Here is a 20,989-nt window from a genome sequence, read left to right on the forward strand (position 1 = left end):
GACGTGGCGGGTTGAGGTCTCCCGGTGCGCTCAGTGGCCCAGGACGAGAGCGTCCCGGACGGAGCTCAGGCGTTCAGGTACGGCGCGGTAGTAGACCCACGTGCCACGCCTGTCGCTCGTGACGAGCCCGGCCTCCCGCAGGAGCTTGAGGTGGTGGCTGGTGGTCGCGGCGCTCTTGCCGATCCCACTGGAGAAGTCGCAGGCGCAGACCTCGTCGGCGTTGAGCAGCATCGACATGATCTTGATCCGTGCGGGGTCCGCCAGGGCCTTGAACATCGCGGCCAGCTCTCGCGCGGACTCGTCCGGGACGGCAGCAGCGGGCGCGCAGCAGGCCGAGAGCACGGTCAACGGCTTGACTGTGCTGGGTGCGGTGCTCGTCGCCATGAGGGCAGCCTACCTTCCGGTCGCAGCAATTTCGAAGAAGTTCGAAGAACTACTTCCACAGGCATCGAAATTCTGATTTGATAAACGTCGAATCATCCAGACGGCTTCCCGCCCACGCCAAATGGCCGGCATTCAAAGGAGAACCCATGAGCCAGACCACGCCTGCCACGACCTCTCCCCACCTCGACCCATCCCTGCTGCCGGTCGTTGTCATCGGCGCCGGCCCCGTCGGCCTCGCCGCCGCCGCTCACCTCACAGAGCGGAGCATGCCCTTCATCGTCCTCGAGGCCGGGGACCACGCCGGTTCCGCGATGGCGGACTGGTCCCACATCCGTACCTTCACCCCGTGGCAGTACATCGTGGACGCCGCAGCGGAGCGACTCCTCGCGCCGACGGGCTGGACCCGGCCGGCACAACGCCAGTCCCCCACCGGCGGCGAGATCGTCCAGCACTACCTCCAGCCGCTCGCCGCGGTCCTGGCTGACGAAGTCCAGACCCGGTCACGGGTGCTCGCCGTCTCCAGAGAGGGCCTCGACCGCTCCCGGACGCGGGGTCGGGCCGAGCGCGTTTTCATCGTTCGCGTCCAGCGCGCCGACGGGACGGTCGAGGACCTGCGCGCGCGAGCCGTCATCGACGCGTCTGGCACCTGGGGGCACTCGAACCCGCTGGGGGCCTCGGGCTTGCCCGCCCTCGGCGAGCGTGAGGCTGCAGAGCACGGCTTCCTGGTCGGCCCCCTGCCGGACGTCCTCGGCGCCCACCGCGAGCGCTTCGCCGGACGTGTCACCCTCGTCGTCGGCATGGGCCACTCCGCTGCCAACACCCTCGTCGCCCTGGCCCAGCTCGCCCGCGAGGTGCCCGGCACCCGCATCGTCTGGGCCATCCGCGGGCAGAGCGCCCGCCGTGTCTTCGGTGGCGGGACCGCCGACCAGCTGCCCGATCGCGGTCGGCTCGGGTCCGACCTCGCGGACCTCGTCACGACCGGTGCCCTTGAGCACGTCACCGGGTTCTCGACCCGTGGGCTGCGGATCGCGCCGGACGGCCAGGCCGTCACCGTCATCGGCGACACCCCCGACGGCATCCGCGAGATCCCCGGCGTGCACAACGTCGCCGCCGCAACCGGCTTCCGGCCAGATGTCGCCATGCTGTCCGAGCTGCGCCTCGACCTCGACCTCGGCCTGCAGAGCCCGCGGGAGCTCGGCCCGCTCATCGACCCGGAGTCCCACTCGTGCGGCACGGTCCGTCCGCACGGCTGGCGTGAACTCGCCCACGGGGCCGAGCCCGGCTTCTTCGTTGTCGGGATGAAGTCCTACGGCCGCGCGCCGACCTTCCTCATCACGACCGGCAACGAGCAGGTGCGTTCCATCGTCGCCCACCTGGCCGGCGACGACGCGGCGGCCAACGAGGTCCAGCTCGTCCTGCCCGAGACCGGCGTCTGCTCCTCGAGCAACGCCCTGACCGACGAGCAGCTCGCCAACGGTGACTCCCCGGACGGTGCGTGCTGCGGCGCCCCCGAGGTGGCGCCGCTCCAGCTGACGACCCTCCGGCTGGGCTTCGCCACCGGCGTCCCGAACGGCCGGGCCGGCGAGGCTGCCGAGCCTCGCGAGATCCTGCCGCTGGCGGAGGTGAGCAGCGACAAGTCCCCAGCCTGCTGCGGGTGAACGAGCTCCGGCAGTCTGTTCGCGCGCTACCCGGATCCACCAGATCCGCGCAGCGGCGGTTCCATGGATGGCGGATCGTGGGGGTCCTCGCCATCACCGAGACGGTCAGCTGGGGGGTGCTCTACTACGCCTTCGCGGTCTTCCAGGTCCCGATGGGAATGGAGCTCGGCCTGACCTCGGCCCAGCTGACAGGGGCGTTCTCCCTCGCGGTGCTCATGACCGGCGTGGCCGGCGTCTGGGTGGGCCGCTGCCTCGACGCGCGTGGCCCGCGGGGCCTCATGACGGCCGGAGCGCTCATGTCAGCCGGGCTGGTGGCCGCGTGGTCGCAGGTGCAGACGGTCTGGCAGCTTTACGTCGTCTTTGCCGCCATCGGCCTGGTCCGGGCGACCGTCCTCTACGAACCAGCCTTCGCCGTGATCGTCCGCTGGTTTCACCACCAGCGCTCCAACGCGCTCCTCGCCGTGACCCTCGTCGCCGGGTTCGCCTCCACGGTGGCGCTACCCACCGCGAACGCGCTCACCGAGTCGCTCGGGTGGCGGGACGCGCTGCTGGTGCTCGCCGCCGCACTGGCCGTCCTGACGGTCCTGCCCCACTGGCTGGTCCTGCGCCGGGACCCGGCTGACCTGGGCCTGCACCCCGACGGCGCCGCGGGCCCGCCTCCGCCTGAGCACGGCGACGCCGGCTTCGAGCAGGACGCGCGTCCTCGTCTCCGGGCCACCGCCTCGTGGGCGGCGAAGCAGAAGTCATTCCGCTGGTATGCCGTCGCCTTCGCGTGCCAGTCCACCGCGGTGATCATCATGGCGGTCCACCTCGTGCCCCTCCTGCTCGAGTACGGGCACGACCCAGCCTTCGCGGCCGCGGCGGCCGGAGCGCTGGGGGCGCTCTCGGTCACCGGGCGGCTCGTGCTGACCGGCGCGGCGCGCAGGGTCCCGGTTGCTGCCGTGACCTCCGTGATGTTCGCCGTTCAGGGCAACGCCGTCATCGTCCTTGCCGTCGCCGGCTCCTCACGAGTCGGCGCAATCGCCTTCGTGCTGCTCTTCGGCATCGGCTTCGGCGTCGGCACCGTCGCGCGACCCGCCCTGCTGGCCCACGCCTTCGGCGTCGCCAGATACGCGACGCTCAGCGGCCTCCTGGCCCTGGTCATCACCCTTGTCACGACGCTCGGCCCCGTCACTGTCGGAGCTGCCCGCACCACGACCGGGACCTACGGTCCCGTCCTCATCTTCGTCGGCGTCCTGTGCGGCGTGGCGGCCCTTGGCCTGCTGCGCGCCGCCCGCGCCCATGAAGTGCCCAGCTGAACGATGGCCAGCCGCCTGGAGCGGGAGCCAGGACCTCGAGTTCGAGGTAGCGGCGTGCTCGGCCCATTCGCCGTGCTGCTCGGCCAGGAGGGCACCAACCAGGCGGTGACGGCCTCGCGGTTGCGCATGATCCCGACGACGTCGATCCTGCGGCGGCCCTCTCAGTTCATGCTCGGGTCAGTGTCCTGTGAGACGACCCCTCCTCAGCTCGCCGGGCGCAGCGACCTGCCTCGCCTCGCCCCGACGCTCCTGCTCTACCCGGACGCCACGACCGCACAGCAGCAACAGCGGCTCAACGAACGCGTGGGCCAGACGAACCTCGGTGTCGCCATGGCCCCCATCTTCGGGCTCGCCGTTCCTCATGCGCTGGCGTGGTTCAAACGGCGTCCGGCAAAGGCCCCATCATCGCGTCACCCGGCGCGGGTGACGCTGCCACGCCACGACTTCGGCGAGGATGAGGACGTGTCTCGCTCAAGAGTGCGGATCCCGGGCCGCGTCCCGCTGCCGCCGCTCGAGCCCGAGTGGCTGATCGTCGATCACCTGCCGCTGTTCCACCGGGTCCACGTCCGAGACGATCACCGCGGCGTTCCGATCGTGCACGTGCACGGCTTCGGGATCTCGGGGACCTATCTGGAGCCGACTGCAGCGGTGCTCGCGGCAGAGCACCCGACCTACGTGCCCGACCTTCCGGGGATGGGTCGCAGCCTGCGCCCGAAGCACGGGCTCGACCTGGCCGGACTGGCGCGCGCGCTCGTCACATACTGCGACGCCATGGGTTTGGAAAAGCCTGTGCTGGTGGGCAACTCGCTGGGCTGTCCGATCATCGTCGAGGTGGCAGCGAGCTTCCCCGGACGGATCGCCAGCGCCGTGCTGGTCTCGCCCGCCGGCGGTCCCAACAACCAGCCGATGGCACACGCCCTGCGGCAGATGGCCCAGGACGGGCTCCGCGAGCCGCCGTCGATGCTGCCGATCGCCGTGCGCGACTATCTGCGCTTCGGCGCCTTGCAGAGTCTGTCGCTGTTCAAGGCGATGACGCGCTACCCCACGCTTGACAACCTGCACCTGCTGGATGCCCCGACCCTGGTCATCGCCGGTGCGCGTGATCCCCTGGTGAAGCTGTCGCGGGCCTTCGTGCTGGCTGCGATGCCGCATGTGACCGCGGTCAAGGTCCCGGGGGCACACGCGCTCAACTTCAGCTCCCCCGAGTTGATCGCCGAGCTGGTCGAGGCGCACGTGGCCGACAAACCCCTGCTCGCCGGCCCGCTGGCGCAGCAGGTCGCGGAGCTCGTCGCGGTCTACGACTCCGCCTCGTCGGACGGCCGGCCCGACGTCGTCACGCGCTGAGGACCTTGCCGTCGGCTTCTCAGACCCAGCCCACGCCAAACAGGTCGTATGCCGCGGGGCCAGCTCAGCGGCATACGACCCTCTGGTGGCCCGTTGCTGGGATCCGGCGCTCGCTGGAGCGATCAGTCCTTGCCGATCGTGTCGCGGAGCGTGGCCAGGACGTCGGGGGTGACGCCCTCGGGACGCATGACTGCATGCCACGCGTCGACCTGCTCCTCCGTGTACTTGTGGCCGAAACCGCCCGGGACGCCCGTGGAGAACGGGAGGTCGGCGGTGATCTGCCAGAAGGTCACGAACGGGATCCACACCATGTCGAGCACGTCCTCGCCGGGCGGCTCGCTGATCCAGTCGGGCTCGCTGAAGATGAGGTTCGGGCTCCACCAGACGATCGGGTCCGACCCGTGCATGAGGTAGAGCACCCGGTTGCCCTCCCATGGCTGGCCGCCGGGCGGGATCTCCGCAATGGCGTCGCTCGCGAAGCGGACCGTCCGGCCCTGCTTGTAGACCGGCTGGATCTCGGGGCTGCCGCTGTCGCGGTGGTCGCTGAACTCACGGAAGAGGGTGTTGAAGTTCGGCGGCCCGACGAACAGGGTGCCCGCGGTCCGGTTGCGCAGGTCGAACTCGCCGCTGAACGCCGTCTCCCCGCCGAAGGAGCCCAGGCTCTCGCCCGCGACGAACAGCCTGGGCCGGGCGTCGGCAGGCAGCCCGATCCAGTGCTCGTACACGGCGTCGAACAGCGCCCGACCCGCCTCGCGCGCCTTGGACTGGTCGACGAGATACGAGATCCACGAGGGCAGATAGGAGTACTGCATGGCCACTGCGGCCGAGTCGCCGCTGAGGTACTCGAAGCTGTCGATCAGTGCGGGGTCGACCCAGCCGCTGCCGGTCGTCGTGATGACGAGCAGGTCGGCCCGGTCGAAACCGCCGGCCCGGGCGAGGTCGTCGACGGCCAGCCGGGCCTGCGTCTCGGCGTCCTCAGCCGATTCGAGCCCGGCGTAGGCGCGGATCGGCTCCTGCGCCGCATGGTTCACGACGCGCTCGATGTCGTCGGCCGAAGGGCCCGAGGCGGCGAAGGTGCGCCCCTCGCGACCCAACGTGTCCCACGGCACGACGGAGCCCGGGCCACCGGACCGCAGCCCGGTGGTCGGCTGCGTGACGCCTTCCTCGGTGATCGTGTCGCGCACCGAGAACGCCGCGTCGGCGGCGTTCGACAGGCCTTGGAGCAGCACGCCGGTCAGCAGCAGGTAGACCGTCGCGGCGGCCACTGCCCAGCCGACCACTGCCGCCGCCCTCGGCCCAATCCACCGGCGCAGGGTACGAGCGAGCCAGCGGTAGAGCCGGCGGACACCGCGTCCGGCCATGAGGAGCAGGCCGAACAGCAGCACAGCGATGAAGGGCGACGCGACGACGAGGGCGATGTTGTACTCGTCGATCCCCATGAGCCGGCGGATCTCGTACTGCCAGTACTGGCCCAGCCCGAACGAGACCGCGAGCAGCACAGCCGCCGAGATCGCGAAGACCTGCCACGAGCGAGGGCGCGTGGCGCGAACGCCGCGGTCGGCGAAGGCCCGCCAGATCCACGCCGCCAGGACGCCGAGGCCGTAGCCGATCGCCGCGGTGATGCCGCACACGATCCCCTGGAGGAGCCCGCCGCGAGGGAGCAACGACGGCGTGAACGACACCGCCGCGAAGATGACGGCACCCCAGCACCCCGGCAGGGTCAGGTTGGCGCGGGTCAAGCCGCGCGCCCGTCGCCCGACCCCAGCCGGTTCCGCGCTCAAGCGCGAGTCGGGGCCCGACCCCGAGGTGCTCTCCGATGTGGAGGCAGCGGCCTCACGTACCACTTTGACCTCCCGGACAACTTGGTTGAACGAAGCCACACTAGGGCCACGGTGCCGCCCCGAGACCGAGAAGCACCGAATGACTCTTCGGCCGACCTCCTGGAGCGGCGAGTCGAGTCATTCTGGGTCGGCCCCCAGACCCGCGCGCCCAATACCTACCGGGTGCTCGCCGGTGCAGACGGATCGCCACCGGGACAGACCCACCCCCCGACCCGCTCGGAAACGGGACGGCTGCACTGGTCATCGGGAAGCGAGCGGCTTGCCGCGACCACGAGACAGGCCGCGAGGACCACCGCGAAGACGACACCAATCACCTTGGCCAAGCGGGGAATCCGCATCATCAGCGCTCTGGGTCCTCAGGCGAGGCAGTGGGGGCCTCATCGTCACGGGCAGATGGCACCCATCGTGCCCTTCCGAGGCCGATCACGCCATCGTCATCGCCTCGGGAGCGCTCGACCGACGCGGGTGGAGCTTCGCGACACACGACCAATGGCGTATGCCGCTGAGCTCACTTCCCAGTGACGGTGGCCTCCCGCGCCTGCGGGCGTCTCTCCCAGCATGTGCGTGCGGACGAAGGCCCCGAGCCGAGCTCGCCCCGGACGGAGGCGAAGGTCGCGGCCCGGACGGGGAACTTCGCCTCTCCGGCGACCTGTGCGACGCATCCGTGCGATCCTCAGTCATGGGCACAGCCGTCGAGCCCCCGAGCGGCATGCCGGCCGGGACGTCCGGAGGACGCATCGACCACTTCCGCGCGCGCGCCGAGGCGGCCCGACGGCGCTATGAGGAGCAGGCCCAGCGCCAGCCTCTCTACGGCCTTCCCCTGACCTGCCTGGCCACGTACGCGGCCCGGCAGGGAATGCTGCTCGCGAGTGCCATCGCGTTTCGCCTGTTCTTCTGGGTGCTGCCCGTGGCCCTGCTCGGCGTCTCGCTGCTCTCGGGCCTCGGCCGAGCCGGCATGGATGCAGCGGCCACCGACGCCACCGGCATCTCAGGCGCGGCCCGGGCCGAGGTGCTGCAGGCGCTGTCGCAGGGCCGTCAGTCGTGGTGGATCCTGGCCGTCGTCAGCCTGTTCGGCGTGCTGTGGACCACGATGCTGCTGCGGCGCGCCCTCGCCCTCGTCAATGCCCACCTGTGGGCGACGACGTTCGTGAAGCCCCACACGCGGCAGCTCATCCTCTCTGTCCTCTTCTTCATCGCGCTCGTTGCGCTCCTCGGGTTCAGCTCGCGAGTGGTCGCCCGCCTCGACGGCCTCTTCCCGGGAGGCCTGCTGCTGACAGTGCTCGGGCAGGCCGCTCTTGCCGCCGCCTGCTGGCTGGCAGTCATGTGGCAGCTGCCCGACCGACGGTCCCACTGGACCGACCTCGTTCCCGGCGCGCTGCTCTTCGGGGCCGGCCTCGCGCTCATGCATCTGGTCAGCAGGGTCTACCTGCCTGCACGGTTCGAGCACTCGTCCGCGCTGTACGGCTCACTCGGCATCGCCGCGGTCATGCTCGTCTGGCTGTTGCTGTTCGGACAGCTCGTCGTGTGGAGCGCGGTCGTCAACGCCGTCTGGTTTGACTTCCGGGCCACCCGCGACAGTGGCGAGATGACCGGCAGAGGTGCTGTGACGGGCTCGCGCGGAGGTGCGGCGGCGGCCGAAGCGACGTCGGAACGATGAGCAGGGGCTGACGCACGAGCCGAAGTCCTTCCCTCATGCTCGGAACGCGGAGAGGCTACGGGCAGCTCTGCCCAGAACTCAGGCTGTCGAGAGTGGTCCTCAGCTGGTCCACCGGGGCCTGCATCTTGGTCCGCACCTGGCCGATGTCCGACTTGTCCAAACCTTCGAAGGTGCTCTTGACGTTGCCCCATGCCGACCGGAGCTCGTCGGCGCCTTCCTGAGCGCCCGATGACATCCCATCGACAAGGTCTTTGACCGCCGCGTCGAGCTCGCTGACGTGACCTCTCACAGCTGCGAGATTCCTGGACTGCAGGTCCGACGCCAAAGTCGAGGCTGAGGTCCTGACGTTGGACAGCGCCGTGCAGACGGTGCCATCGGTGGGTCGTGCGGTGCTGGCGGGAGCGCTGGCGGGAGTCGTGCCGGTCGCTTGCGAGCCGTCACCGGCGTTCGTGCCGTCGTTGGCCGAGCAGGCCACCAGGAGCAGTGCCGTCAGCGCAGCCACCAGAAGTCTGGAAAGGGCTCTCGTCACCATCGCTACCTCCGGTCGTCTGCTCCAGTCATCGTGGTCGCTGGTCACCGTGACCGCCTCGTCCCCGGGGAGTGATTCCCGCACGGACGACCGCGGCTCGCTGCAATGGTCAGCTCCGCACGCGGAGCAGCATTGACGGCCGCGCGGTTCCCGGCCATCGTGACGCTCGTGGGCATCGTCGAGTTCGAGGTGGTACGCACGATCGGCGCACCCATGGAGCAGGTCTTCGCTCGACTGGCCGACATCGAGGGACACAACGACTGGATGCCCCAGAAGGGCAGCATCCTGCGGCGGACGCAACAGACGTCGCCCGGAGAGCCCGCCCTCGGAACGACCTACCTCGACGAGACGTCCCTCGGGCCGACACCCGGCGAGGTCGTCGAGTTCAATCCGCCGCACCGGCTGGTGTACCACTGGTGGGACCACTCCAAGGCGGGCAAGGTGAGGCTCGAGGGTTGGCCCGGCTACACGCTGGAGGCCACCGATCCCAGCACCACGGTCGTGCGCCACCACGCGATCATCCACACCCACGGCCTCTACCGGTTCGCGAGCCCGCTCCTGCGCCGAATCGCCGCCAAGGAGCGCACGGCGACCATGGACGCACTCAAGCTGTCCTTCGAGTCGCACGGCAACCGGGAGTGATCATGCTCATGGCGTTGGTCGTGGAGTGAGGGCGCCATGACGGCCGCATCGAGGAGCTCTCCGGCACACCAGACGTGACCGTGGTGCACGTGCTCGAGCGCGGCGCCGGACTGGGATGGGGAGACGGGATACCTCGACGCAGGCAGAGGTGCGTGCCTTCGCAAAGGGAGACGGCCGCGTCTTCTGTCGGAACGAATACTGCTGCCAGAGGCCCCACCACGTGCGGGACGGAACGTTCCCCCGGAAGCCGGCTCAGCGGCATACGGCATGATGCGTATGCCGCTGGGCGCGCGCCCGCAGACTGGCTCCCTCCCTGCGTGGCGGGCCGTCAATGAGAAGATCGGGGCGCCGGACATCCCGGGGGAACGTGCGAGGGGAGTACTGCCGTGGCCGCCGTGCTCTCGGTCCTGGTGGGCCTCGTGGTGGTCGTTGCGATCACGGCGGTGACGGGGTACTTCGTCGCCCAGGAGTTCGCCTACATGGCCGTGGACCGCTCCCGGCTCGGGGCCCTGTCCGCCTCGGGTGACGCCGCGGCCGCGCGGGCCCTGAAGGTCACGAAGCGCACGTCGTTCATGCTGTCCGGCGCGCAGCTGGGCATCACGGTCACGGGGCTGCTCGTCGGCTACGTGGCCGAGCCGCTCATCGGCACGGCGCTCGCGGAGATGCTCGGGTGGGCCAGCGTCCCGAGCGGCGTCGGCATCGCGGTCGGGACCGTCCTCGCGCTCCTCGTCTCCACCATCGTCCAGATGCTCTTCGGTGAGCTCGTCCCCAAGAACCTCGCCATCGCCCGGGCCGAACCTGTCGCCAAGGCGCTGTCGATGTCCACCCTCATCTACCTCACGGCTTTCGGGTGGCTCGTGTGGGTCTTCGACCAGGCGTCCAACCTGCTGCTGCGGGCGCTGGGCATCGAGCCGGTGCACGACGTCGAGCACTCCGCCACGCCGCGCGACCTCGAGCACATCGTCGCCGAGTCACGCGAGAGCGGCGAGCTGCCCGACGACCTGTCGGTCCTGCTCGACCGGATCCTCGACTTCCCTGCCCAGGATGCCGAGCACGCGATGATCCCGCGGCCGCGCGTCGACGTGGTCCGTGAGACCGACCTGATCGACCGGGTGCGAGAGCGGATGGCCTCGGGGCACAGCCGGTACCCCGTGCTCGACACCGAGGGGGACGTCGTCGGCGTCGTGCACCTGGAGGACGTGCTGGCCACCAGGGACCCCGACCAGGTGACCGCGGGGACCATTGCGCGCGATGTCCTGGTCGTCCCGACGGTGATGCCGCTGCCAGACGTGCTGCGCGAGCTGTCGGCGGCCGGTGACAAGCTCGCCTGCGTCGTCGACGAGTACGGCGGCCTGGCCGGCATCGTCACGGTCGAGGACCTCGCCGAGGAGCTCGTCGGCGAGATCACCGACGAGCACGATCCGCTCGAGCCGGACGCACCAGTGCTCGACGACGACGGCAAGTGGGTCATGTCCGGCGACACCCACATCGACGAGGTCGAGCGCGCCGTCGGTCGCGACCTGCCGCAGGGCGACTACGAGACCATCGCAGGGTTGGTCCTCAGTCGGCTGGGCACGCTGCCGGACGTCGGCGCCGTCGTCGACGTCGACCTCGGGCCGGACCCAGCCGACCTGCTGACGGATGAGGCGGCGGGTGGGCGGCTCCGCGTCGAGGTCGTCGAGGTCCGTCGCCGGGTGCCGTCGCTCGTGCGGGTCCGTCTGGCAGAGGGGCGGGACCCGCCGGACGGGGCGGACGGGGCGGACCGCGCGGAGGCGCCCGACGCGCCGGACGCGCCGGATGGGGCGGGGCGATGAGCCAGACCTGGGTCGTGATCGTCGCGACCTTGGCCATCATCGCGCTCAGCGCATTCTTCGTCGCGGTCGAGTTCGCCCTCATCGCGGCGAAGCGGCACCGGCTCGAGGACGCAGCCGGGTCCAGCCGTGCAGCCCGGGCCGCCCTCCGCAGCGCCAACGAGCTGACCCTCCTGCTCGCCGGGTCCCAGCTCGGCATCACGATCTGCACCCTCGCGCTCGGGGCGATCACCAAGCCGGCCGTGCATCATTGGCTCACCCCGATGCTCGCGTCCTGGGGCCTGCCGCAGTGGTCCGCTGAGGTCGTCGGATTCGTCCTCGCCCTGGTGATCGTCACCTTCCTGCACCTCGTCATCGGAGAGATGGCGCCGAAGTCCTGGGCGATCGCCCACCCGGAGCGTTCTGCGACCCTGCTCGCCCTTCCGATGCGGGGGTTCATGTGGCTGACCCGTCCGGTGCTCCGGTCCCTCAACTCGATGGCGAACGCGGTGCTGCGCCGCTTCGGCATCGAGCCCGCGGACCACGTGGCCATCGGCCAGAGCCCCGCCGCGCTGCTGCACCTGGTGGAGCACTCCGCCAACGTGGGCGCGCTCGACGCCGGATACGTCACCCACCTGACGAGCGCGCTCGAGCTGGAGACCCTGACCGTGGGTGAGCTGCTCGGGCCTGACTCCCGGCCGACCGCTGTGGCGGGATCGTCCACGGCCCGCGACGTCCAACAGGCGTCGATGGACTCGGGCCACCGGCGGATCCTCGTCGGAGCTGCCGGCATCGCCGAGGGTGTCGTGCACGTGCGGGACACGCTGGCCGTCGCGCCGGAGACGCCGACGAGGTCGCTCATGCGCCCCGTGCTGCACCTCGATGGCGACACGCCGGTGTACACCGCGCTGAGGGACATGCGGCAGACCCGGAACCATCTCGCCGTCGTCGTCGAGGGCGAGCGCGTCTCGGGCGTCGTGACCCTCGCGGACCTGCTGCGGCGCCTTTTCCCCGGGGCGAATGTCGTAGCCACTGCGTAGTCTGGGCGTCAACCGTCGACAGGGGAGACGCGGATGTCAACGTTCAGTCGCATCAGCAGCATCACGTCAATGGTCGCCGCCCTCGTGCTGCTGGGTGGCACCGCAACAGCGGCCGCGCCGCAGCTCGCGTCCACGCCACAGCTCGCGTCCACGCCACAGCTCGCGTCCACGGCGCAGCTCGCGTCCACCGCCGGTCCGCAAGCGGAGATCGATGCCTATCTGCGGACGCACCCCGGGGGCGCCCAGGTGAGCGACAACGCCGTCGCCTACCGGGATGGGCAAGTCGTGGTCGTCTTCCCGAGCCCGGGCGAGCGGCGGGCGCCAGAGGGGCTCGGGCGCAACGTCAGGAGCACCGCCTTGGCGGCGAGTGTCGCCGAGGACCTGGACCTGGCCGTGGCGGCGGTCGCCGGTTGCCCGTCTGGCACCTTCGACCGCTGGTACTGCTTCTACACCGACTCGAACTTCGGTGGCCGGCGCCTCCAGTTCCTCAACACGTGTGCGGACAATGCGGCGGACTGGGGCTTCAACAACTCGACCTCGTCATGGGTCAACACCAACCCCAACAGCCGCGTCGTCGCCTGGGACTACCGGGGTGGTTCGGCCCTGTGGGTCGAGGGCTATGGGGTCTCCTCCGACAACTGGGTTGGCTCGGCGGTCAACGACCGCATGTCCTACTGGACGCGCACCAACTGCTGAGACCGGGCTGGTACCGCCACTCAGCGGAAGACGACGTAGGAGACCACAGCCGGTATCTCGACCGCCAGACGACCGGCCCGCGTGGTGAGGACCTGCTCGGAGGCGAGCAACCGCCCGCTCTGCGGGTCGACGATGAGGACGTACCGCGTCGGCAGGCCGCTCATGTCCGAGTCGACGGCGAAGGCCCGTCCCACCCTGCCGTCGCGGTCCGTCATGGCACCGAGCCCCCGCACGTCACGCGGCTGGGCCAGCATGCCGAGCATCGCGGCTCGGGTCTCTGGAGCGGGAGTCTGCTCCTTGGCGAGGTCGGTCAACGCGACGAAGAGCTCCGCCGTGCCGAGAGTGCCGATCGGGTGGGCCGCCTCGAGCTGCGCGCGTAGTCCGGCCGGGCCCGTCGCCAGCCGCTCGGGGAACATCCGTGGCACGCGGTCCGCCGGGAAGACGTCGTCCGACTCGACCGCGCCGACAGCGGGCAGGTCCGTGGCGGCGAGGTCCCCCGCCACCGGTGCTCCGTAGGTCGCCCGCCGGTGCCAGGACCCATCTGGCCGCACGTCCAGGGTCACCTCGAGCGGCACGACGGCGGACCGCACCGGCTCGGCACCGTGGACCCGCGTCGTCAGGTCCCAGGTGGCATACCGACTGCCCGGGCGGCCCGGCGCGTCGGAGCCGGCCGCGGTGGACGCCAGCTGGTCGAGCTCTCCCGCGACGGCCGGACCGCTCGTCCCGGTGGCCAGCTGCCCCGTCAGAAGGGGTGGTGTGGCAGCCGCCGCGGGCGGCCCCGAGCGCCATGGCAGGAAGGGCAGGCCGAGGATGAGGGCGAGAGCGATGCAGCTCGCCACGCCAATGACCGCGAGGCGCCGGCCGTGGGGGTGATGCGGCTTCGGACGTGCCTGCGCCGTTTCCCTGGGGAGTCCGAGGATCTGCTCGAGGTCGGCGGCAGCTCGCTTGGCATCGTGGCCCGCCCGAGGGTCCGGGACGGGGTTGAGATCCCGCAACACCTGCTCGATCATGACCGACCTCCCCCGTCCCGATCGGCTCCGAGGGCGGTGCCCAGGCCCGATGCCGACTGCCGATGTGCCGAGTTACCGGAGCGGTCCACAGCCCGCCGAAGCCGCTGCCTCGCGCGATGGAGCCGAACCCCTGCGGCGGCCACACTGCACTCGAGCGCTTCGGCGAGCTGGGCGAGGGGCAAGCCCTCCCACGCCATGAGGAGAAGGATCTCCCGGTCGGACTCGCTGAGCGTTCCCAGCGCCGCCGACACCCGTTCCAGCTCGGCACGGTCGACCGCACGCGCGGAAGGATCGGCCTCCCGGGCGACCACTGCATCGTCGACGAGCCCGAGCGGATCCGGGAGTGTGGCCCGGTTCGTCGCCATGACGACGTGCCGGGCCACCCCGAAGAGCCATCCCCCGATGGGACTCGGTATGTCATCGAGGCGCCGCCAGGCAACCGTGAAGACGTCCGCCGTCACGTCGTCTGCCAGGCCCCGATCACGTAGACGACGCGCCACATACGCGTGGATCGGTGCGTAGTGCCGCCGGTAGATCTGCGCGAACCGTTGCTGGTCCGACGCGTCACCACCCGTCGCCATACCCATTGATGTCCGTTCGCCCGTGTTCTTCACACCCCCGGGGCAGATCATTCCGTATGCCGCTGGGCTGGCTCCCACGGTCAACCGCGCCCAGCTCCCTCCCGCCCTTCCCCTCCCGCCTCCGTCCTCCCCAATCCGCAACACACCCGCTCGCCGTCTGGTTGCCTGACCTGCAGCAGGGCGTGCAGACGATGAGCGGCTGTGTTGCGGCGGGCGGCGGATGGGCGGTCCGGGACGAGTGGTTGACCGGTCGCGGACATGATGGTGGGCCGGGCCCCCTCCACGAAGCCCGACCCACCAGTCCTTGGGTTCAGCGGCGGAACGCGTCCTTGACGTCCTCGCCCGCATCCTTCAACTGCTCGCCACGCTGCTTGACGTCGGCCTCGGTCTGGTCCATCCGGCCCTCGGCCTCGAGGCGCTCGTTGTCCGTCACCTTGCCGGCGGCTTCCTTGGCCTTGCCACCGAGGTCCTCGGTGACGTTCTTGGCCTTGTCCTTCGCACCCACGTCCGCTCCTTCCGTTGCACGAGCTGGGGTCACCCCAGTCCATACCCACTCCCGGCAGCCGAAACACCGTGCCGGTAGTGTCCGCGATGTTTGGCAGACTGGATGGGTGCCCCAAGAGACTCGCAACCTGAGCCGTTTCGCCTGGCTGTCCATCGCAGCCGCACTGGTGACGATCACGCTCAAGACGGTTGCCTGGCAGCTCACCGGATCGGTCGGCCTCCTGTCCGACGCGGCCGAGTCGGTCGTCAACCTCGTGGCCGCCGTCGCGGTTCTCATCGCCCTGCGCGTCGCCGCGATGCCGGCGGACAAGAACCACCATTTCGGGCATGCCAAGGCCGAGTACTTCTCGGCTGCGCTCGAGGGCATGATGATCTTCGTCGCGGCCCTCGTCATCCTCTACACGTCGGTCGAGCGGTTCCTCAACCCGCGCCCCATCGAGAACGTCGGCATCGGCCTCGCCGTCTCGGTCGTCGCCTCCGTCGTCAACGGCGTCGTCGCGTTCGTCCTCGTCCGTGCCGGGCGGAGGTACCGGTCGCTGACCCTGACCGCGGACGGCAAGCACCTCTACACGGACGTCTGGACCTCCGTCGGGGTCATCACCGGCGTCATCGTGGTCGCCCTCACGGGGATCGACCGGCTCGACCCGGTCATCGCCTTCCTGGTCGGCCTCAACATCATCTGGACCGGGTGGAAGCTGATCCGCGAGTCCACCGAGGGCCTCATGGACGTCGCGTTGAGCAAGGAGGAGAACCGGGGTATCGCCGAGATCCTGGCCCGGTTCGTCAGCAAGGACGTCCACTTCCACGCGTTGCGGACCCGCGTCTCGGGGCACCACCGGTTCGCGGAGGTCCATGTGCTCGTGCCCGGCCAGTGGTCGGTGCAGCGCGGCCATGACCTGGTCGAGGAGGTCGAGGCGGCGATCCGTGGGGAGTTCGCCGACCTCTCCATCACCTGTCACCTGGAGCCCGCCGAGGACCCGCGCGCCTACGGCGACTACACGGCCGAGTTCCCGGTGCCGACGCATGAGGACCTGCTCCGCACCCACCACCCGGCGCGTCCAGCACCATGAGCCCGTGATGAGCCCGTGATGAGCCCGCGGCACATCGTGCTTCCCTCCCCCATTGGCGAGCTCACGGTCGTTGCGGAAGACGGCGCCCTGACCCACCTGCTCATGGACGCGGCGAAGTACCGGCCCGCTGACCCGGACGTCTTCGGCGACGAGGCCTTCCCGGACGAGGAGCCGTTCGCCGCGGCGGCGGTGCAGCTGCGCGCCTACTTCGCCGGTGAGCTGCACGACTTCGACCTGCCGCTGGCCCCGCGCGGCGACGAGTTCCAGCTGCGGGTCTGGACCTTGCTGCGCGCCATCCCCTACGGCGAGACCCGAAGCTACGGCGACCTCGCCGGGGCCCTCGGGGACCGCAACCTCGCCCAAGCCGTCGGCACGGCCAACGGGCGCAACCCCATCGCCGTCGTCATCCCGTGTCACCGTGTCATCGGCAGGGACGGCTCGCTCGTCGGCTACGCGGGCGGACTTCACCGCAAGCGGTTCCTGCTCACGCTGGAGGAGCCCCCGGCCGACCACGCAGGCCGCCTCTTCTGACCGATCGAGTGAACAAGAATCGGGCGCAAAAGCCGTTCACTCCATTGGGGCACCCGCCCAACCTCATCGAGTGAACAAGAATCGGGCCCAAGAGCTGTTCACTCGGTCAGGGCACCCGCCCAACCCCATCGAGTGAACAAGAATCGGGCGCAAAAGCCGTTCACTCGATTGGGTTGGGTGGGGTGGGGTGGGGTGCGATCTCACAGACCTGGCCCGAGGAGCGTTCTCCTGACATGAAGCCACCGTTCGAGCGGGCCGTCACCGAGCACGGACCAGTCGTGCTCCGGGTGTGCCGCGCGACCCTCGGGCCGGCCGACGCCGACGACGCGTGGTCGGAGACCTTCCTCGCCGCCCTGCGCGCGTGGCCCGACCTCCCGGAGGACGCCAACGTCAGGGGGTGGCTCGTCACCATCGCGCACCGCAAGGCGATCGATGTGCACCGGGCCACCGCCCGGCGCCCCCTCCCGGTCGACGAGCTCCCCGAGCCGCGCGGCGCCTCCACGGCCGCCCCCGAGGAGTCACTGTCGGACGACGCGCTCTGGCAGTCGTTGGCCGCCCTCCCACCGAAGCAACGCCAGTGCGTCGCCTACCACCACGTGGCCGGCCTGCCCTACGCGGAGGTCGCCGCCATCATCGGCGGCACGGAGGCCGCGGCCCGCCGTGCCGCGGCCGATGGCATAGCCGCACTACGCCGTACCTACCTCGCCACTGAGGACGTGATCACCCATGTCTGAGTCCCTGCACGACCAGCTCTTCCAGGCGCTGGCCACCGACCCGCTGCGGCCCGACGAGCTGCCCAGCCTGCTGCGCGACCGCCTGGTGGCGCAGGCCTCGGCCGAGCAGCTGCTCGACGTCACGTACCGCATCGTCGACTCGCCCCTCGGCCGACTGCTCCTCGCTGCCACCCCCGCCGGCCTCGTGCGCGTCGCCTACGCCGCGCAGGACCACGACGCCGTCCTCCAGGAGCTGTCCGACCGCATCGGCTCCCGGGTCCTGCTCAGCCCGTCGGGTCTGGATGACGTCGCTCGCCAGCTCGAGGCGTACTTCGCCCGCGGCCTTGCAGTGATCGATGTGCCGCTCGACCTGCGCCTGACCCGAGGCTTCCGTCGCGACGTGCTCGGCCACCTACGGCAGATCCCGTTCGGCCGGACCGAGAGCTATGCCGAGGTCGCCGCCGCGTCGGGGAGCCCGCGTGCCGTTCGGGCGGTCGGCTCGGCCTGTGCGACCAACCCGATGCCCATCGTCATCCCGTGCCACCGAGTGGTGCGGACCGGCGGCGGACTCGGCGGCTACGTCGGTGGGCTCGGCGCCAAGCGGTTCCTGCTCGACCTCGAGCAGGCTGCCTGACCGTTCGAGGCAGTCCGTGCGAGGTCTTCGGTGCGAGGTTGGACCTCGCTCTCGAGAGCGACGCGATACCTCGACCGGGAATACCTCGAACGGTCATGCAACGGTTGGTGGAGCCCACGTGTCTCATCTCGTGTACGACACTGGGCCCATCCCTACGACCGGACCGGGGAGCTGATGCGACGCACGGACGAGGAGGCGTTCCGCGCGTTCGTCACCGAGCGGCAGACGGTGCTGCGACGACGCGCGTTCCTGCTCTGCGGCAACTGGGCCGACGGCGACGAGCTCGTCCAGGAGGCCCTCGCCCGCGTGTACGTCGCCTGGCCTCGGATCACCGCTGGGGCCGAGGCGGCCTACACCCGACGCACCATGATGAACGTCTACCTCAACGACCAGCGCAAACGGCGCCGCGAGGTCCTCACCGACCAGACGCCCGAGCCCGCGGTCACCGACCACGACCGTGAGCTCGCCCTCACGCTGACCGAGCTGCTCAAGGACCTGCCGGACAAGCAGCGAGCCGTCATCGTGCTCCGGTTCTGGGAGGACCTCACGGTGCCGCAGATCGCCGAGTGCACGGGCGTCGCCGAGGGCACCATCAAGAGCCAGATCTCCAGGGCGCTCGCCGCGCTGCGGGACCGGCTCGCCGAACCACCCCTGACCGGAGCAGGAGCCCTGCCATGACGCATCCGGACCAGAGCGAGCAGCAGCTGAGAAGGGCGCTCCGCACCATGAACGACCTCAAGCCACCAACGGACGAGCTGTTCGTGCAGCGCGCCGTCATCCGCGGTCGGGCCCGCACGAACCGGCGTCGCAACGGCCTCCTCGCCGTGGCCGCAGCCCTCGTGGTCGTCGCCGGTGGAGGCGGTGCGTGGCTGCTCCAGGGTGGCCTGCCAGGCGCCCAAACCGCCTCCCCGGCATCCGCCCCCGAGGTGATGGGCGACCAAGGCTCCCAGAGCGGCGATGGGAGTGCTGCGGGAGGAAGCGCAGGCCGCGAGCAGCCGACGCCCTCAAACGGCCCCGACAACGTACCGGTGCCTCCGTCCCAGGTTGGGAGCGACTGGTTCGTCGGCCCCCTCACGGCCCAGCGGACCGCGGTGGAACGACTCGCCCCCGAGCTGACGACGAGGTGGGGTGCCGTCTTCTCCGGCGCCTACGCGACGGACCCGACCAACACCTCGATCGTCGTCGCCCTGACCCGTCCGGACGACACCCTCGAGGACCGCATCCGGTCCGCGATGCCCGACCCCGAGGACGTCGAGTTCGCCCGGTCCGAGCACTCCTACGCCGACAAGGCCGCTCTGGTGCAACGGATCCGGGCGGACTCCCCCGCGCTGGCGAGGGAGGGCATCGCCATCTCGACCGTCACGCAGGACCCTCGCGCGGACCGCGTCGCGGTGGCCGCCTCCGGCAGCGACGTCGGAGCCCGGCTCCAGGAACGGTACGGCGCCGACTGGGTCACGGTCACGCTCCTGCCGAAGGGTCCGAACGACACGTTCTCGACGCCGCCCCCGCGCTGACCCCGAGCTGACCCCGCGCTGACCCCGCGCTGACCGCGCGCTGACCCCGCGCTGACCCCGCGCTGACCCGGCCACGGGCGGAGGGAGCAGGCGAGCGCGACCGGGCTCAGCGGCATACGGCATCTCCACCTACGATCACCGGATGGAGGCACCACGCCCGCCGAAGGCGCCCATGAGCCCGCAGGACGCCCTGCGCCGCATCGGCTTCCTGCTCGAGCGGGCGCGGGAGAGCCCCTACCGGGTGGCTGCGTTCCGGCGGGCGGCCGAGGCGATCCGGCTCGTCCCCGAGGAGGAGCTGGAGGAGCGCGTCCGGGAGGGCACGCTCAAGCAGATCAAGGGCATCGGGGACTCGACCGCGGCCATCATCGTGCAGGCCGTGCGGGGGGTCATGCCGGCCTACCTCGCCACTCTGGAGGAGCAGCACGGCGCGCCGCTCAGCTGGGACGGGGCGGAGCTGTACACCGCGCTGACCGGCGACCTCCACGTCCACTCCGACTGGAGCGACGGCGGCAGCCCGATCGAGGAGATGGTCCTCACGGCGGTCGAGCTCGGGCAGGAGTGGATGGCCCTCACCGACCACTCCCCCCGCCTCACGATCGCCAACGGGCTGTCGCGCGAGCGCCTCGCCCTGCAGCTGCAGCGGGTCGACGCCATCAACGCGTCGCTCGGCGACACGTTCCGCCTGCTCAAGGGGATCGAGGTCGACATCAACCTCGACGGGACGCTCGACCAGGACCCGGACATGCTCGAGCAGCTCGACGTCGTCACCGCCTCGGTCCACTCGAAGCTGCGCCAGCCCGCCTTTGAGATGACCCCGCGAATGCTTGCGGCCGTTCGCAATCCGCGCACCAACGTCCTCGGCCACTGCACCGGGCGGCTCGTCACGGGCGGGCGCGGGAAGCGTCCGGAGTCGCAGTTCGACGCGGAGAAGGTCTTCCGGGCCTGCGCCCAGAACGACGTGGCCGTCGAGATCAACTCCCGCCCGGAGCGGCAGGACCCGCCCGACGCGCTGATCGAGCTTGCCCGGGACCTCGGCTGCCTGTTCGCGATCGACTCAGACGCCCACGCGCCCGGTCAGCTCGACATGAAGCTGCTCGGCTGCGAGCGTGCCGAACGGCTCGGGATCCCGGCCGAGCGCATCGTCACGACGTGGCCGGTCGAGGACCTGCTGGCGTGGGCGAAGGGCTGAACCGGCCCGGCTCGAGGGGGTGCCAGAGGGCGCGAGCCGATTTGGTGGCGCGCGGAAACTCCCCTATAGTTTCGACGTCCCAAACGGAACAGGTCGGGATGCGTCCCCATCGTCTAGCGGCCTAGGACTCCGCCCTTTCACGGCGGCAGCACGGGTTCGAATCCCGTTGGGGATACGCACGACAAATCAATAGCAAGGCCCCGTAGCGCAGTTGGTTAGCGCGCCGCCCTGTCACGGCGGAGGTCGCCGGTTCGAGCCCGGTCGGGGTCGCTTTGTTGTGAGGCGCCGTTCCAGATGGAGCGGCGCCTCTCGCTGTGCCTGGGTTGCGCAACGCCTTTGGCCGTATGCCGCTGAGCTCGCTCCT

The 20,989-nt window shown here is 70.5% G+C and carries 20 protein-coding genes and 2 tRNA genes; 17 read left to right on the forward strand and 5 right to left on the reverse strand.

The genetic code is table 11. From position 1 onward, the window contains the following. Positions 1 to 30: 30 nt before the first annotated feature. The gene (locus VJN29_RS06280; protein WP_324142735.1) at positions 31 to 384 is read right to left on the reverse strand and encodes a metalloregulator ArsR/SmtB family transcription factor; all 354 of its coding nucleotides are present in this window, start codon (positions 382 to 384) and stop codon (positions 31 to 33) included. 146 nt (positions 385 to 530) lie between these two features. On the opposite strand from VJN29_RS06280, the gene VJN29_RS06285 reads away from it, so the two are divergent. The 3 genes from VJN29_RS06285 to VJN29_RS06295 all read left to right on the forward strand — a co-directional run bounded on the left by VJN29_RS06285 (position 531) and on the right by VJN29_RS06295 (position 4,684). Continuing rightward, a complete protein-coding gene (locus VJN29_RS06285) occupies positions 531 to 2,042 on the forward strand; it encodes an NAD(P)-binding domain-containing protein (protein ID WP_324142736.1) in 1,512 nt (503 codons plus the stop codon). 77 nt (positions 2,043 to 2,119) lie between these two features. Then, a complete protein-coding gene (locus tag VJN29_RS06290) occupies positions 2,120 to 3,340 on the forward strand; it encodes an MFS transporter (RefSeq protein ID WP_324142737.1) in 1,221 nt (406 codons plus the stop codon). Between the two features lie 330 nt (positions 3,341 to 3,670). Further along, complete coding sequence (locus VJN29_RS06295) at positions 3,671 to 4,684, forward strand: alpha/beta fold hydrolase (RefSeq protein WP_324142738.1); 1,014 nt, start codon at positions 3,671 to 3,673, stop codon at positions 4,682 to 4,684. 122 nt (positions 4,685 to 4,806) lie between these two features. Here VJN29_RS06295 and VJN29_RS06300 read toward each other — a convergent pair whose 3' ends face one another. Further along, positions 4,807 to 6,423 (reverse strand): alpha/beta hydrolase, encoded by a 1,617-nt coding sequence (locus tag VJN29_RS06300; protein WP_324142739.1) that lies wholly within the window; start codon positions 6,421 to 6,423, stop codon positions 4,807 to 4,809. Positions 6,424 to 7,204: 781 nt separating this feature from the next. Here VJN29_RS06300 and VJN29_RS06305 point away from each other — a divergent pair. The 5 genes from VJN29_RS06305 (at position 7,205) to VJN29_RS06325 (ending at position 12,879) form a co-directional block, all read left to right on the forward strand. Beyond that, positions 7,205 to 8,182, forward strand: a complete 978-nt coding sequence (locus VJN29_RS06305; RefSeq protein ID WP_324142740.1) for a YhjD/YihY/BrkB family envelope integrity protein — start codon at positions 7,205 to 7,207, stop codon at positions 8,180 to 8,182. Between the two features lie 634 nt (positions 8,183 to 8,816). Continuing rightward, a complete protein-coding gene (locus tag VJN29_RS06310) occupies positions 8,817 to 9,353 on the forward strand; it encodes an SRPBCC family protein (protein ID WP_324142742.1) in 537 nt (178 codons plus the stop codon). A 386-nt stretch (positions 9,354 to 9,739) separates the two neighbouring features. Next, on the forward strand, positions 9,740 to 11,167 hold the full coding sequence (locus VJN29_RS06315) for a hemolysin family protein (protein WP_324142743.1): 1,428 nt from the start codon (positions 9,740 to 9,742) through the stop codon (positions 11,165 to 11,167). Continuing rightward, on the forward strand, positions 11,164 to 12,183 hold the full coding sequence (locus VJN29_RS06320) for a hemolysin family protein (RefSeq protein WP_324142744.1): 1,020 nt from the start codon (positions 11,164 to 11,166) through the stop codon (positions 12,181 to 12,183). The genes VJN29_RS06315 and VJN29_RS06320 overlap by 4 nt, the downstream gene beginning before the upstream one ends. Positions 12,184 to 12,216: 33 nt before the next feature. Further along, positions 12,217 to 12,879: a peptidase inhibitor family I36 protein gene (locus VJN29_RS06325; RefSeq protein WP_324142745.1), complete on the forward strand. Its 663-nt coding sequence runs from the start codon at positions 12,217 to 12,219 to the stop codon at positions 12,877 to 12,879. 20 nt (positions 12,880 to 12,899) lie between these two features. Here VJN29_RS06325 and VJN29_RS06330 read toward each other — a convergent pair whose 3' ends face one another. The 3 genes from VJN29_RS06330 to VJN29_RS06340 form a co-directional block, all read right to left on the reverse strand. Further along, positions 12,900 to 13,889 (reverse strand): hypothetical protein, encoded by a 990-nt coding sequence (locus tag VJN29_RS06330; protein WP_324142746.1) that lies wholly within the window; start codon positions 13,887 to 13,889, stop codon positions 12,900 to 12,902. Further along, positions 13,886 to 14,470 (reverse strand): sigma-70 family RNA polymerase sigma factor, encoded by a 585-nt coding sequence (locus VJN29_RS06335; RefSeq protein ID WP_324142747.1) that lies wholly within the window; start codon positions 14,468 to 14,470, stop codon positions 13,886 to 13,888. Before VJN29_RS06335 ends, VJN29_RS06330 begins: the two co-directional genes overlap by 4 nt. Before the next feature lie 310 nt (positions 14,471 to 14,780). Next, positions 14,781 to 14,975, reverse strand: a complete 195-nt coding sequence (locus VJN29_RS06340) for a CsbD family protein (RefSeq protein WP_324142748.1) — start codon at positions 14,973 to 14,975, stop codon at positions 14,781 to 14,783. A 106-nt stretch (positions 14,976 to 15,081) separates the two neighbouring features. Between VJN29_RS06340 and VJN29_RS06345 the strand changes: the two genes are divergently transcribed. The 9 genes from VJN29_RS06345 to VJN29_RS06385 all read left to right on the forward strand — a co-directional run bounded on the left by VJN29_RS06345 (position 15,082) and on the right by VJN29_RS06385 (position 20,895). Further along, entirely contained in the window at positions 15,082 to 16,044 is a 963-nt protein-coding gene (locus tag VJN29_RS06345; RefSeq protein ID WP_324142749.1) for a cation diffusion facilitator family transporter, read from the forward strand. An 18-nt stretch (positions 16,045 to 16,062) separates the two neighbouring features. Further along, positions 16,063 to 16,575: a methylated-DNA--[protein]-cysteine S-methyltransferase gene (locus VJN29_RS06350; protein ID WP_324142750.1), complete on the forward strand. Its 513-nt coding sequence runs from the start codon at positions 16,063 to 16,065 to the stop codon at positions 16,573 to 16,575. A gap of 233 nt (positions 16,576 to 16,808) precedes the next feature. Continuing rightward, complete coding sequence (locus tag VJN29_RS06355; RefSeq protein ID WP_324142751.1) at positions 16,809 to 17,309, forward strand: sigma-70 family RNA polymerase sigma factor; 501 nt, start codon at positions 16,809 to 16,811, stop codon at positions 17,307 to 17,309. Beyond that, entirely contained in the window at positions 17,302 to 17,922 is a 621-nt protein-coding gene (locus VJN29_RS06360) for a methylated-DNA--[protein]-cysteine S-methyltransferase (RefSeq protein ID WP_324142752.1), read from the forward strand. The genes VJN29_RS06355 and VJN29_RS06360 overlap by 8 nt, the downstream gene beginning before the upstream one ends. Positions 17,923 to 18,096: 174 nt before the next feature. After that, a complete protein-coding gene (locus tag VJN29_RS06365; protein WP_324142753.1) occupies positions 18,097 to 18,600 on the forward strand; it encodes a SigE family RNA polymerase sigma factor in 504 nt (167 codons plus the stop codon). Further along, a complete protein-coding gene (locus VJN29_RS06370) occupies positions 18,597 to 19,436 on the forward strand; it encodes a hypothetical protein (RefSeq protein ID WP_324142754.1) in 840 nt (279 codons plus the stop codon). Before VJN29_RS06365 ends, VJN29_RS06370 begins: the two co-directional genes overlap by 4 nt. Positions 19,437 to 19,578: 142 nt before the next feature. After that, complete coding sequence (locus tag VJN29_RS06375; protein ID WP_324142755.1) at positions 19,579 to 20,625, forward strand: PHP domain-containing protein; 1,047 nt, start codon at positions 19,579 to 19,581, stop codon at positions 20,623 to 20,625. A gap of 102 nt (positions 20,626 to 20,727) precedes the next feature. Then, positions 20,728 to 20,800, forward strand: a tRNA-Glu gene (locus VJN29_RS06380). 21 nt (positions 20,801 to 20,821) lie between these two features. Next, a tRNA-Asp gene (locus tag VJN29_RS06385) sits at positions 20,822 to 20,895 on the forward strand. Positions 20,896 to 20,989: the final 94 nt, after the last annotated feature.

Source organism: Intrasporangium sp. (assembly GCF_035280925.1).
Taxonomy (GTDB): domain Bacteria; phylum Actinomycetota; class Actinomycetes; order Actinomycetales; family Dermatophilaceae; genus Intrasporangium.

Bases quoted from the DNA above. Each gene is read 5' to 3' on its own strand.
- VJN29_RS06280 (WP_324142735.1), bottom strand. From the start codon at position 384: ATGGCGACGAGCACCGCACCCAGCACAGTCAAGCCGTTGACCGTGCTC.
- VJN29_RS06285 (WP_324142736.1), top strand. From the start codon at position 531: ATGAGCCAGACCACGCCTGCCACGACCTCTCCCCACCTCGACCCATCC.
- VJN29_RS06295 (WP_324142738.1), top strand. From the start codon at position 3,671: ATGGCCCCCATCTTCGGGCTCGCCGTTCCTCATGCGCTGGCGTGGTTC.
- VJN29_RS06305 (WP_324142740.1), top strand. From the start codon at position 7,205: ATGGGCACAGCCGTCGAGCCCCCGAGCGGCATGCCGGCCGGGACGTCC.
- VJN29_RS06310 (WP_324142742.1), top strand. From the start codon at position 8,817: ATGGTCAGCTCCGCACGCGGAGCAGCATTGACGGCCGCGCGGTTCCCG.
- VJN29_RS06320 (WP_324142744.1), top strand. From the start codon at position 11,164: ATGAGCCAGACCTGGGTCGTGATCGTCGCGACCTTGGCCATCATCGCG.
- VJN29_RS06325 (WP_324142745.1), top strand. From the start codon at position 12,217: ATGTCAACGTTCAGTCGCATCAGCAGCATCACGTCAATGGTCGCCGCC.
- VJN29_RS06330 (WP_324142746.1), bottom strand. From the start codon at position 13,889: ATGATCGAGCAGGTGTTGCGGGATCTCAACCCCGTCCCGGACCCTCGG.
- VJN29_RS06335 (WP_324142747.1), bottom strand. From the start codon at position 14,470: ATGGCGACGGGTGGTGACGCGTCGGACCAGCAACGGTTCGCGCAGATC.
- VJN29_RS06350 (WP_324142750.1), top strand. From the start codon at position 16,063: ATGAGCCCGCGGCACATCGTGCTTCCCTCCCCCATTGGCGAGCTCACG.
- VJN29_RS06355 (WP_324142751.1), top strand. From the start codon at position 16,809: ATGAAGCCACCGTTCGAGCGGGCCGTCACCGAGCACGGACCAGTCGTG.
- VJN29_RS06360 (WP_324142752.1), top strand. From the start codon at position 17,302: ATGTCTGAGTCCCTGCACGACCAGCTCTTCCAGGCGCTGGCCACCGAC.
- VJN29_RS06365 (WP_324142753.1), top strand. From the start codon at position 18,097: ATGCGACGCACGGACGAGGAGGCGTTCCGCGCGTTCGTCACCGAGCGG.
- VJN29_RS06370 (WP_324142754.1), top strand. From the start codon at position 18,597: ATGACGCATCCGGACCAGAGCGAGCAGCAGCTGAGAAGGGCGCTCCGC.
- VJN29_RS06375 (WP_324142755.1), top strand. From the start codon at position 19,579: ATGGAGGCACCACGCCCGCCGAAGGCGCCCATGAGCCCGCAGGACGCC.